Here is a 12,780-nt window from a genome sequence, read left to right on the forward strand (position 1 = left end):
GATGCTTTCGAGACAGGCGATGCTGCCTATGTTGCCAAAGCCCTCGGCGTTGTGGCCCGCGCCAAGGGCATGGCCGAGATTGCTCGAAAGACGGGACTATCCCGAGAACAACTGTATCGCTCGTTCAGCGAACGCGGAAACCCAACGCTCAAAACAACGTTGGCGGTGATGCGCGCTCTCGGAGTTGATATGACTGCCAAGGCTCACGCCGCTCGATAAACGTTTCTCGACGGGCCGAAAAGCGTCACTCCTGCCGCATCGCATGAGACATTGAGTACAATCGGGCGAGAGGGAACCCCATTCGGCCCTTCCCCTCGCGCACCCCTGCCCGCCCGCAAGTTTGGAGTGTTCGCGTTCAACGGCAGAGCGATGTCCCAGGCTGCAAGTTCTGCCGTCGAACGTCAAAGGAGCCCACCCTGCCGGCGGAGATTATCTCGGCTGATAACCGCGTCTGGTTTTCTGACGTGCCAGCGCATTGATGCGCTTCGAGGGATCGAGATCCTTCACGATCAGTTCCAGCTTCATCTGACCGAGCGTGCCGATCCGGCCCCAGCGCCGCTCAAGCCAGATTTGTCCGAACAGATCTTCCGACAGCTCAAGCGCATAAAACCGGGCCATGTTACGGGCCGGATCGAGGCGTTCGGCGTAGAATGGTGAGGGCGATATCGTCATAACAGCGATTGTCGCCCCGCAGCAGGGTTATGTCCAATCAGAGTTTTGAATCAGACGGATAGCTGAGATTCATGTCGCTGATGTGTGGGTCTCAATGCAGAACCAGGCTGCGTCAGTTCAGGTAGAAACCGAGAGAAGAGGATAAGAGGGCCGAGATGGGCGGCAAGGCTCGTCATTTGACGGGATTTTCCCTTGATCGAACGCGAGGAGAAACGCCAATCTCGGAGCCCAAGTTTAATTGAGCGCCAGGGGCGATTGATTTGGACAGGCTCTCGGGGGGCGAGCCCGTATACGGGTGCGCTGGGTCACTCGTCTTCGAGAGATAGTGGCAACACCTCTTCTGCAATTTCGGCGAACCTTCGGTGGAGTTTCGATCCCGCCACACGTTGCATTTCAATAATTTGCCCGGCTTTGGTTTTAATCACCCATCGGGGGAATTTTTTGGAATTGTCGATCAGCACGCCTTCGTCGACAATCTGAAGCGCTTTACTGAGATTTCGAAACGAAGCTTCATACCGTCGGATAATTGTGTCGCTTGGGATGTCGTGTCCGCCGTCAGCAACTCGAAACTGGACCCGCTCGACGTTTCGTTCAGGCATATCGAGCGCTACAAAAAGAATACTGACGTGGAAGCCCGCAGCCTTCGCTCGCTCCATGACGCCCAATGAATGCTGGCTGCTCAGAGTCGTTTCGAACGTGAAGTCCTCCTGCGCGTCAATAAGTTTGTTGATCCGATCGATTGCGAGTCGACCGGCCTTGACTTGACGAGCACTACCTTCCAAGTCAGCAGGCAACGCCCTGGCGATTTCATCAGCGTTGACGAACTCACCTGGAGGCTCAAGCTTTTCGTATATGGAAGATTTGCCGGAGCCATTTGGTCCCGCTAGGATCGTGCAAAACGGCTTCAACATCCAATGTCAGCCCGCAGCCTTTTTCTTACGCTGCTGACGAGCCTTTGTGATTGTTTTGGCTCTGATACTAGGACGCTTGACCTGGTCGCTATCATCCCATGACGGTTTCATACCGATTTTCTCGCCACGCCTCTCTGCGTCGAGACCAATGCGGTGTACCCTCACCCAGTGTTTATCAAGCAATTCCAAAAGCATGTAGGAGTCCATCGCTACTTGTTAAACTATCTTAGCAGATTTTCCGAGATATACACGGCGGAATTTCTGGACCGAAGATTTGGTTGCCGGAACGAATCCGAGCTTATTGCTCAAGGAAAATTCCGGAACAGTCTTTGCTACGTCCGCACCGAACTTATCTATTTACCCGACGGTTTGCGGGGTTGCGGTAGGCGCTGCTTGGGCCGCAGCAACAAGTGGAAGCAACAACTACGTTCGGGTCTGTCATGCCGGTATGTCCATAAACGCTGCTTGTATGTTGCAACGAAGATCAACTTGTTCAGTGACGCGCGAGCAAATCTTTCCGTTGCTGATCTGGGTCCTGTGCCCGAAGGCCGAGCTGTTCGCTTCGCAATCGATACATTCAGTTCACTGACGGCTAATTGAAACGACGAGTTGCCACCTGGCAACTTTTAAGCGGATCGACCGCCATCCCGCTGGTTTTTCCATTTACTTTTCTTTAACCCTTATTTTCTTGCCAATCTCTCCGACTCGGGGCATCTTCCCTACGAAGTTTGCAATCATCCCGGAGAATTTTCGTAGTTATGGCAAAGGCTCGTAGTCAGCACACAGCAATGTTGAGCCCAAAGCGCCCGATGACTGACGTTATCGCAGGTGATGGTGCTGCGCTATCACAAGAATTGCAGGCCATGCGAGCCGCCCTCTTTCCGCCAGTTGCCCAGAAAACGTTGCGGTCGTTCTCCTCTGTCGAAGCCGCGAGGCTTATCGGGATCGCAGACGCGTATCTCCGGCAGCTCTCCCTCAATGGCAAGGGCCCCCAGCCAGCGATCAGCCAAGGTGGCCGCCGTTCCTACACCCTCGATCAAATCAACGAACTTCGCAGTGTACTTGACGAGAACTCGAAGGGCAGGAAATACGTCCCTCATCGCAAAGGCGACGAACATTGCCAGGTCATGGCGGTTGTCAACTTCAAAGGCGGCTCAGGAAAGACAACTACAGCCGCTCACCTCGCCCAATATCTCGCGTTCCAGGGCTACCGCGTCCTTGCTGTCGATCTCGATCCGCAGGCATCGCTGACGGCCCTTCACGGCTACCAGCCCGAATATGACATCGGCACCAACGAGACAATGTACGCTGCTGTTCGGTATGACGACATGCGGCGCCCCCTCAGCGAGGTTATTCGCAAGTCATATATTTCTGGCCTCGATCTCGTTCCTGGAAACCTTGAGCTGATGGAGTTTGAGCACGACACACCGCGTGCGCTTGCTGAACATTCAGGCGAGCCTTTCTTTGGTCGCGTTGCGTCAGCTCTCGGATCAGTGGCCGACAACTACGATGTGATGGTGCTGGATTGCCCGCCGCAACTTGGCTTTTTGACCCTCGGCGCTTTGTGCGCGTCCACTGGCCTCCTTATCACCGCCCATCCGCAGATGCTCGATGTCATGTCGATGTGCCAGTTCCTTCTTATGGCTTCCGACCTTCTCAGTGTCGTTCAGGAATCGGGGGGAGACCTCGATTACGATTTCATCCGATACGTCGTCACGCGCTATGAGCCCTCGGACGGGCCGCAAACGCAGATGGTGGGCTTCATGCGGTCCTTGTTTCGCGAGCGCGTGTTGACGAATGCAATGTTGAAATCGACGGCGATTTCCGATGCGGGACTCTCCAAACAGACCTTATACGAAGTTGGCCGTGAGAACTTTTCGAAGTCTACGTACGATAGGGCCATGGAGTCACTCGACGCCGTGAACGGTGAAATTGAATCCCTGATCCGCGAAGCATGGGGTAGAGCCGCATGAGCCGCAAGGACACTCTCAGAGCTATGCTTTCCAGGCGCGAGCAGGAGTTGCGACATGGCAACTCTGACGAATCCGTGCCGCTTGTCGAGACTGAATCCGGAATAGAAGAAAAGAAACTGCAGCACATTCGGTCTGGCGCTGTTGGAGCAATGGGGCGATCGCTCGGCCATATTGCGACGGCAGCAGATCAAGCCCGCGCAATGATTGCCGCAGGTTCTGCAGTCGTTGAACTTGATCCGGCGAAAATTGAAGGTTCGTTCGTCGCGGATCGTCTCGCGCACGACGGCGAAGACTACGAGCGGCTTTATGAGGCTATTCGTGATACTGGACAGAAGAGCCCGATCCTTGTTCGGCCCCACCCGACTAAAACTGACCGATACCAGATTGCCTACGGCCATCGTCGCGTCCGGGTGCTTGCTCAACTCGGCAGACAGGTTAAGGCAGTTGTTCAGCATCTGACGGACGAGGAGCTTGTCGTTGTTCAGGGGCAGGAGAACAGCGCTCGTGCTGATCTCAGCTATATCGAGCGAGCGATGTTCGCGCTGGCTCTTGAAGCGAAGGGCTACGACCGCCGCGTAATCATGACTGCACTCAGCATGGAGAAAACCCAACTATCTCGCCTGATGGCGTTGGGCCATTCCCTTCCGCGAGAGCTTGTTGAGGCCATCGGGCCAGCACCGAAGGCAGGCCGCCCGCGTTGGGTTGGTTTGGCTGAGATGTTGGCGCGAGCGAACGCGAATGCGGTCGACAAGATCATAGCCGATCCGAAGTTCAAAGGGCTGGATTCGGATGCCCGTTTCGAAAGAGTGCTTTCTGCACTGTCGGCCAAACCAACCCGCAGCCCCGCTGAATCTATCAAGACAGAGCAAGGCGTGAAGCTCGCTTCAGTCGAACGCAAAGGGACGAAAGTCTCCTTGCGGTTCGATGACAAGGCTACGCCGGAATTCGCAGAATACGTTGTGGAGCAACTGCGTGAACTTCATGCGAGCTATCTAGCAACCAGGAAATCATAGCTGCGGCCATGCCGCTGTAATTGACAAGGAAAGGATCGAAACCGCAAAAGAAAAAGGCCCCCAAACGGTCGCCCGTGGAAGCCCTCTTCAGATTTCTAGCAAGATCGAGAATCGCATTTCCACGAATCACAGTCAAGAGTCTTTGGCACCGTTTTGGTGAACGGATTTCTTTTGCCTTTTGAAAGGTGAAGGGAAATGGAGAGTGGAAGTGTATCGACGCCGTTTGGGCGGCGACCGATGTCCTTTGCCATGTTGGCAACCCAACAGATCGTAGAGACGATTGAACCGGGGGTCATACGGAACAAATGGAAGCTCTTTCGAGCAATTTGCGAAGCACGACCGGCGCTCGGAGTTACCGACCGGGCTTTGACCGTTCTTGATGCGCTCCTGACGTTCTATCCGGCCGACGAGATTTCAGAGGAACGCGGTCTGATCGTGTTCCCCTCTAATGCTCAGCTTTCTATTCGCGCCCGGGGCATGACCGCAGCGACGCTCCGGCGGCACCTGGCGGGTCTGGTGGAAGCTGGATTGATTATTCGGAAGGATAGCGCCAACGGCAAGCGCTTCGCCCGTCGTGACGGGGCAGGGGAGGTTTCAGAGGCTTTCGGCTTCTCGTTGGCACCCTTGCTTGCTCGGGCCAACGAGATCGAGACACTGGCAGCTCAAGCGATTGCCGATCGGGAGCTTCTGAGGGCCACGAGAGAACGATTGACCATTTGCCGCCGCGATGTTGCCAAGCTGATCAACATGGCCGCAGAGGAGGGGGCCGCTGGCGATTGGGAGATGATCGCGGCAATGTTCCGTGAAATCGTCGCTCGCATTCCTCGCGCTGCAGGGATCGACCACTTCTCGGCAGCACTCGACGAGATGTCTCTGCTTCGCGAAGAGATCGTCACTCGATTGGAAATACAGACGAAAACATCAAAAATGGACGCCAATGAGTCTCAATCTGAGCGGCACATACAGAATTCAAATCCCGAATCCACTTCTGATTTTGAACCAGCTTCCGAAATGAAGCAGGGGGCAAATTCGGTGAATCAGGCCACGACCTCGAATGGGGATGAGAAGAATTCTGGAGTAGAGGCGGGGGGCTGGAAGCCAAATCGGCCGATAGGCGTGAGTGGCAATCTGAAATCGTTCCCGCTTGGAATGGTGCTGCAGGCTTGCCCGCAGATTGCCGACTATGGCCCAGGAGGCCGGATCGCAAACTGGCGAGACCTGATGAGTGCCGCCGTCGTGGTTCGATCCATGCTCGGAGTCAGCCCGTCGGCATATCAGGATGCGTGCCTGGCAATGGGTCCCGAGAATGCCGCGACCGTGATGGCCTGCATTCTGGAGCGGGGAGGGCACATCAACTCGGCAGGAGGATATCTGCGTGATCTGACGCGCCGCACAGAGAACGGAGAGTTCGCGCTTGGTCCGATGCTCATGGCGCTTATGCGGCAGAATGGCGTCGGAGAGCGTAAAGCTTCCTAAGGTTGGCTAGTCCTATCGTTTATCTGCATGCGTTGCATGCCTGGCTCGCTAGCGCGGCGAGCATGACGTCTTGCAAGGCTATTTCTGTCGAGGCCGACTTGCATGAAATACCTGGAATACGTATTTTACGTAGGTGTATGGAGGTGCTCATGAAGCAGTTTTCGTTTTCCGATATGAACCGGGCCTCCGGGGAAATCCTTGAAGCGGCCTTGATAGAGCCGGTCGCGCTCACCAAGCGCGGCAAGGAAAAGCTTGTTATCCTGACGACGGAACAATATCGAAGGCTCGTCGGCGGATCGCATACGGTCGCCTACGGCCTCGACGATGCTCCAGACTCCGTCCATGCAGAACTGATGACCGGGCTGGACGCGTTGCTCGAGGACGATCATGTTTAACGTGGGCGACATCGTCCGCTTCCATTATCTCTGGAAGCGACAGGCGGATGCCGGCGAGGAGAGCGGCCGCAAGGCTCGTCCCGTCTGCGTGGTTGTCCGCACAACTGGTGTCCCAGGTGCTGTATTCCTCTTCGCCATTACCTCGCAGGTCCCCTCTGAGGATCGCCTGTTTTTATCAATCAGCCAGATGGAATGCCGCCGCGCCGGCCTCGATTTTCCGTGCTGGATCATTCTCGACGAGTATAACCGTGTCGAACTCGACAAGGCGTTCGACTTCGAATCGAGCAAGCCGCTTGGCAGCTTCAGCCCAGCCTTCCTGAAAAAGATCGCCGGTATCGTCAAGGAAGCGGCGGCGAGCCGCAGGCTGGCGGCGGTGAGCCGTTCGTAGAGGGCGGCGACTTCGGATCTTCGGGCTACCGGTACGATTCGTCGGCCGGATCCTGAATTCCATGGCACATCGGACTGAAACCGCGGTAACCGGCGCCTCTGTTCTTTCGATCGTGGGGTTCTAGCATACCGCCGACGAACGCCATTCGGATCCACGCCCCGAAGAAGCTATCGTCTGATCCTTCATCCAGCAACGGTTCGCCCACTGCCGTCTCGATGAGACCATCGATCGTCAGCTACAAGAACTATCGTTTTCCACCGCAGGTCATTGCCTGCGGTGTCGCAGTATTGGCATTTAATTGGCACATCCCAGAATGAGGAAGAGCAGGTTCAAAATTTTCGCCCATTAGCAGCGCACTCCAGTCGCCGTGCAGCCCTCTCAACATCTTTCGTATATGAGGAGGTTTATCTCCACGCCTACAAGTCCGTTCCAGAGGCCCGCGCCGGGATCGGCCGCTATCTGGCCTTCTACAACGGCCGACGCCCACACTCATCGCTTGACCGGAAAATCCCGGATCAGGTCTACTTCAACCAGCCGCAGCCCATTCCGCTCGCGGCATAACCACCGCCAGAAACCACTTACAAACAGACCAAAGCCTGTTCAGACAAACCGAGCCACCTCTCCCATCTAGATGGGAAGGCGCTCCGCAGCTTCCAGCCGAGTGGTGGAACTCCTCGGAAAAATTTGGGAAAGGTCGATTCTCGGTCCCGCCACATCAGATCACGCTGCCGATCGCTCACACTTCGGTTACGACCAAAGTCTTGCAAATTACTGCCATCGACGCACCGTGGGCGAAGCTCACCACAGACAAATACTGCGATCTATCTCGATTAATTATCTTCTCTATATCATCTTTGAGATCTTGAGGAGCGGTTCGCCCCTGAAACAAAGCATTCCATCCCACATCCACCAGCTTCGAAGATGGCACGTTTTCAACGCTCCAGATGAAGATAGCGCTGACTATCGAATTATCCCAGATTTGGCCCAGGGATACCTCTTGAACCCCCTCATACGAGAGTTTTACTTGCGTTGCATCAACTCTTCTTAGAGTCAAAAGGAGTTTATGAAGGTTCACAAAATCTAAGGAAATCAATTTTGCATCGTGGGCTCTAGCCCCAAGAAGCATCCCTTTGTCGTCATTTTGCCACGCAATTTCTCGCATTGCCGTACTCCTGCTTATCACTTATTGGCGCCACGCGGAACGGGTGGGTCGCCATCTTGTGGTGCTCTCCCAGGACCACGGTCCTCATGGCTACGGCCGGTCCAATCATGCACATGGTCTTCGCTTCCGATACCCTTCTCGTCTGGATGAGGGGTATCTCGATCTCTTGCAGGATAGCCATCTGGTCCATAGGTTCGGCTCTGAGTTCCTCCCCTAACGGTTGAATTTGGTTTACCCCTATATGGGGGCGTATTTCCAGGATAATCGTCATAATCCTGGTTAAATAACGGACCTGACAGGTCTGGAAAATTGTTGGGCACAGGACATGCGCCGAGATTGGGACCAGGCGAAGGCAGTAGTAGCCATGGTGGCAAGATCGATATTTGCCCGCTAGGATCTGTGTTCGCCAGCGGAGAATTTTCCACATAAGAATATAGATTGAGCGACTGGCTGGCCCCCTCTCCTAGGGGATCTCTGGAAACCCATCGGCCGACTTTGGGATTGTAGGCTCGTACGCGTGTTAAGGTGAGGCGGCTCTCGAAGTGAGAGAATGTCCCGGCGAATCCGAAATCCGTGAGCGTCGGCGCTGTCTGCAGCGCTACGCCCCAAGGATCATAGTCGTAGGCAGGAGCGGCGGTTGCACTTTGGAACACTCGCCGCACAGAACCGACTTGATCGATGCCGTAGAAGAGCGCTGGATTTGCTGCCCCGACCTTAAATTCACCTTCGGTGAAGTAACTTTGTTTCGGAGAGTAGGCGGCATCGCGTGCTTGGCAAAGCTTACTGCCACACCAAATATACTTTGAGGTAACGGCGCTGCCTCCACCCGCTGGCGTGTCGTCAATCTCAATACGACGCCCGCGTCCATCATAGGCGAATTTGGTGAGCTTTCCCGATTGCAAGGGATATGTAATCCCAATCAAACGATTTTCCGCGTCCCAGGAATATGCCCGTTCGCCGTCGGACAGCAAATTTCCGTTGGCGTCGTAGCTGTAGCCCTGACCAGAAGCCTGCGTGATCTCGTTGAGATTATTGAACGAGACTGCCTGCATCGCCGGACTCGGATCCGCGACGCTTGTGTCGCTATCTTGCGTGATCCCGCTGATGAAGTTCTCCGGCGAGCTTTGAAAGGTGAAATTGGTATATTGACCGGAGGTGAGGCCGGTATTCGCGATACCAGACAAACGCCGGTCATGGGCATTATCGAGGTAGCTCCAGGTGGTCTTGAGAGTTGACGTTGCTGGCAGTAACTGCCGAACTGCGATCTGCGGTGTCTGCCCGAGATAGCTTATCTGGAAGGCGCCAAGGTCGCTGGAGTGATTGGTCACACGACCGATGGCATCGTACTGGAAGGTCTCGGCTCCACTGCTCGAAACCTGCCGGCTCGCCGTCCGACCGAGTGCATCATAGCCGTAGGCGATTGTGTGCGAGCAGCTTGACGCGCCGGTCGCAGTAAAACATTCCTGAGCCAGTTGCTGGGCGCCGTTGACGTAGGACGGATTGTAGGAATAACTCGTCGTTCCCACGCCATCGGTCATTGAAGTGACACGATCGAAATATGGATCATATGCGAGGGAAACATTCGGCGTCGGATTGACCGCGTTGAGATACGTCAACCCAATCAGATCGCTATCGATTGCATAGCTATATTGCTTGGTCTGTCCGAGGGCGTCGAGAACGCTCTTCAGACGGCTGGTCGTGGTCTCGTAGGTGTACGCGATTTGGGTATTGTCGGCGTAAGTCTTCAAGGTTTGCCGGTCCTGGACATCGTAGGCCCAGACCGTCACATTGCCCTTCGGATCCGTCAGAGAAACGAGATTTCCGGCAGGATCGTAGCCGAGCTTCGTCGTCTGCCGCATGGGATCGACAACCGCAGTCAGCCGGCGATTGGCGTCATATTGATATCGCCAGAGCCGCCCCTCTCGATCCTGGTAGGAAACAAGATCGAGCCGCTGATAGGTGTAGCGCTGCGATGTACCGTCGGGATAGGTGATTTTCGTGACACGATCGGCGGCGTCGTAGTCGTAAGTGACCGTCCAGCCTTCGGAATCGGTGTAGGTACGCACGCGGGCAAAACCGTCATAGGTATAGGTAGCCGCAGTGGCGTTGTTGGCATTCGTGACCGACACCAGATTTGCATTGGCGTCGTATTGATAGGTCGTCTTCTCACCCAGAGCATTGGTGAATGAGGTCAACTGACCGACGGCATTGTAACCGATCGTGCTCGTCTGCCCAGCCGCGTCCGAATAGAAGATCGGCCGATGCTGTTTGTTGTAAATATATTGAGCGAGCGTGGACTGCGCGCCGAATTGATCGGCCTGACTAACGGCAACAAGATCAATGCCATTCGAATAAGAATAATAGGTGATCCGCCCAGCCGGATCCGTTGCCTGCGTCAGATTTCCGCTGCTGTCATAGGAATACAGGCTGATCTGCGATGTACCGTCATCAAGGACGCGGCCAATCGCCGTCGGCTTGTTATAAGTTCCGCCGTAAAGGGTACCCGTCGATCCGGTCTGCCCGGGATAGGTGTACCAGACGCGGTTCTCCAGCGGCTTTTTCTCGCTTTCGATTGCCGTGCCCTTGATAGAAGAGGCTGGCATGTGAACGAAATGCCGGATCCTGGCTTTAGTGTAATCGCACCCACCGGTATCTGTGCAGCCGGCGGTGACGTAAGCGCTCTTGTCCCAATGAAAACTATTGCGGTAGGGCAGATAGGTGTTGGAGAGCGGAAGTGGCATGCCAACAGGTACAGTAGCTGTCGGATCGCTGAATGGGATCGGAGCCGGCTCGAGCCATTCCTCGCGTTCCTTATTGCCGAGCGGATCCGTGACCTGCACAAAGCGCGGCGGACTCGAGGTTCCAGGCGCCGTATAGCTGAACCGGGTTGTACCATAAGGCGTCGTCAGCGCGTTGATGAGCGAATTGGCGTCATAGGTGAAACTCGATGTCAGACCGATGATATCGGTGATCGACATCAGCCGCCCTTGACCATCGTAAGCTAGCACGGCGCTGCGTCCGAACGGATCGGTGATCTGGCTGACGAGCAACGGACGGCCGGGAACGCCATAGCTGAAAGTCGTATCGCGGCCGACGGCATCGGTGATCGAGGTCAGTCGTTTCTGGCTGTCGTAATGCAACGTTGCGGCGTTGCCTTGGGGATCAACCACCTTGCTTAGGAAGATTTTGCGCGGATAGGCAGCGCTTCCATCGGACTGCTCATAGATTTCCATTCCGCCATTGCGCAACTGACGACGATAGCTGACCGGCGATTGGGAAACGAGGGACAGGATCGAACCGTCAGTGTCCTGCGCGGCGAAGGTTCTGCGGACGGTGTCATAGCCGAGATAATAGAAGGCGCCGCCCTCACCCATGATACGCGACACGTTGGCGCCGGGATTGGTCGGATCGTCGATGATGTAACTTGACCAGCTTAGCGACCATTTCTGGCCGATATTGAAGTAGTCGAAATTGGCGGGCTGACTATCTTCGCGCTGATTGTAGCTGATGCCGATCTTCATCGACGGGCCGATCGGTGGAACGTAGCCGACGGGCACGTCCGAAAGTGCCACGCTGACGCTGGATTCCTTGATGTTGACGACGCAGAGAGGGCATTGGTTATTGTTGTCACCGTTGTTTTGGTTGTTGTTTGCGCCTTGTGGCCATGGCGACTGATTTCCATTGCCACCTAGTCCTCCCGAGCCGCCGAGAGATGGATTGGTGGGATCAGGAGGTGTCGGCCCCGGCCCGTTGGCATTTGGATCGCCGGCATCGCCCTGGCGAGTACTGTTCGTCGATCCCTTGCCACGAACGGAGACCGCTTGTGACATTGAGACGGCCTCCCACGCTTCACTGGTGATCTCGCTTGCGGGCACAAGGAAATATCCGCTGGCCTCCGCATTCAGTGCATCGGGCGTGACCCACATATCGGCATTCGGAAAGACTGCGTCCTGAACGTGATAGCGGCCGTTCGCCTTGCCGACGATCGCCGCAAAATGCCCCACCTTCCAGTGGACGACCGATGGCACGGGGACAGCTTCGTCCGGAGAACGGCGAATCAGGCGATAATCGAGCTTTACCTTGCTTGCCAGTCCACCGAGTTCGGCAAGCGTCGTGCCTTCCGGTCCGGCATTGTAAAACTGCAGGAAATTGAGCTTGTCTGCGCTCATCCCCTGGGTCAACAAAAGAGCTCGTAGCGCAAGCGGACCGCAGTTGAACAGGTGCCGCGGATCCGTCTTGACCAGTGTCAGCATGTCGCGGGCGGATTGGATTGTCTCAGTTGCCGGCCCGGAAACCTTACGCCCGTCCAGTTGGCTAAACAGCAGCGCCAGATCGTCGCTCCGTCCCATGCTGGCGTTCAGGCTGGCCAGCTCACCGACAGCACGGTCGGTGAGTGCACGTGCTTCCGGAACAGATGCGTCCTTCCCTTCGATCCAGGCCCTTTGCCAGGCATCAATGGCGCGCGAGAAATAGCCGTCATGCAGATAGGAGAGGCCGATATTGGTCCACAACGCTGTTGACCAGCCGCCATGGGGATACCTCTGTAGAAACCCCATCAAACTGGAGAGATCGGAGGGATCCCGCCGACGCTGAAACGCACTGAGAGCAGCTGAAAGATCCGCGTCCTCGTTCGGCAAGGTGACCTTTGTTTTCACCAAAGGCTCGGCAAAGCCCACCGTGTTTGGAGCCGGAAGCGACGCTACCGTCGGTGGTGCAGCCATCACAGTGCCGGCGGAGATCAATGCGAGAAGAAATATTGCTGCTGTTCCGGATTTGAATGCAGACATCAT

The 12,780-nt window shown here is 55.7% G+C and carries 10 protein-coding genes and 1 pseudogene; 7 read left to right on the forward strand and 4 right to left on the reverse strand.

Annotation, left to right across the window (positions count from 1 at the left end; all coding sequences use genetic code 11):
* Positions 1-219: addiction module antidote protein (locus FBZ97_RS32680; RefSeq protein WP_145651054.1), on the forward strand; the 219-nt coding region annotated here is incomplete at its 5' end.
* A 210-nt stretch (positions 220-429) separates the two neighbouring features.
* Here FBZ97_RS32680 and FBZ97_RS32685 read toward each other — a convergent pair.
* Together FBZ97_RS32685 and FBZ97_RS32690 are read right to left on the reverse strand one after the other, a co-directional pair.
* A complete protein-coding gene (locus FBZ97_RS32685) occupies positions 430-672 on the reverse strand; it encodes a WGR domain-containing protein (RefSeq protein ID WP_145324331.1) in 243 nt (80 codons plus the stop codon).
* A gap of 305 nt (positions 673-977) precedes the next feature.
* On the reverse strand, positions 978-1,583 hold the full coding sequence (locus tag FBZ97_RS32690) for a zeta toxin family protein (RefSeq protein ID WP_145324329.1): 606 nt from the start codon (positions 1,581-1,583) through the stop codon (positions 978-980).
* A gap of 809 nt (positions 1,584-2,392) precedes the next feature.
* Between FBZ97_RS32690 and repA the strand changes: the two genes are divergently transcribed.
* The 6 genes and pseudogenes from repA to FBZ97_RS32720 all read left to right on the forward strand — a co-directional run.
* The gene (gene repA / locus FBZ97_RS32695) at positions 2,393-3,556 is read left to right on the forward strand and encodes a plasmid partitioning protein RepA (RefSeq protein ID WP_246661926.1); all 1,164 of its coding nucleotides are present in this window, start codon (positions 2,393-2,395) and stop codon (positions 3,554-3,556) included.
* Positions 3,553-4,569, forward strand: coding sequence for a plasmid partitioning protein RepB (gene repB / locus FBZ97_RS32700; protein WP_145324325.1), 1,017 nt, complete (start codon positions 3,553-3,555; stop codon positions 4,567-4,569). The genes repA and repB overlap by 4 nt, the downstream gene beginning before the upstream one ends.
* Positions 4,570-4,764: 195 nt before the next feature.
* The gene (repC, locus tag FBZ97_RS32705; RefSeq protein WP_145324323.1) at positions 4,765-6,045 is read left to right on the forward strand and encodes a plasmid replication protein RepC; all 1,281 of its coding nucleotides are present in this window, start codon (positions 4,765-4,767) and stop codon (positions 6,043-6,045) included.
* A gap of 149 nt (positions 6,046-6,194) precedes the next feature.
* Complete coding sequence (locus FBZ97_RS32710) at positions 6,195-6,440, forward strand: type II toxin-antitoxin system Phd/YefM family antitoxin (protein WP_145324321.1); 246 nt, start codon at positions 6,195-6,197, stop codon at positions 6,438-6,440.
* Entirely contained in the window at positions 6,433-6,828 is a 396-nt protein-coding gene (locus FBZ97_RS32715; protein WP_145324319.1) for a hypothetical protein, read from the forward strand. Before FBZ97_RS32710 ends, FBZ97_RS32715 begins: the two co-directional genes overlap by 8 nt.
* A gap of 393 nt (positions 6,829-7,221) precedes the next feature.
* Positions 7,222-7,389: pseudogene (locus FBZ97_RS32720) on the forward strand (integrase core domain-containing protein); the annotation flags it as partial.
* A gap of 175 nt (positions 7,390-7,564) precedes the next feature.
* On the opposite strand, the gene FBZ97_RS32725 reads toward FBZ97_RS32720, so the two are convergent.
* Positions 7,565-7,990, reverse strand: a complete 426-nt coding sequence (locus FBZ97_RS32725) for a hypothetical protein (protein WP_145324316.1) — start codon at positions 7,988-7,990, stop codon at positions 7,565-7,567.
* A 17-nt stretch (positions 7,991-8,007) separates the two neighbouring features.
* Positions 8,008-12,780 carry an RHS repeat-associated core domain-containing protein gene (locus FBZ97_RS32730; RefSeq protein ID WP_246661927.1) on the reverse strand — a complete coding sequence of 1,591 codons (4,773 nt, stop codon included), beginning with the start codon at positions 12,778-12,780 and terminating at the stop codon, positions 8,008-8,010.

Source organism: Rhizobium sp. ERR 942, assembly GCF_007828395.1.
GTDB classification, from domain to species: Bacteria; Pseudomonadota; Alphaproteobacteria; order Rhizobiales; family Rhizobiaceae; genus Rhizobium; species Rhizobium dioscoreae.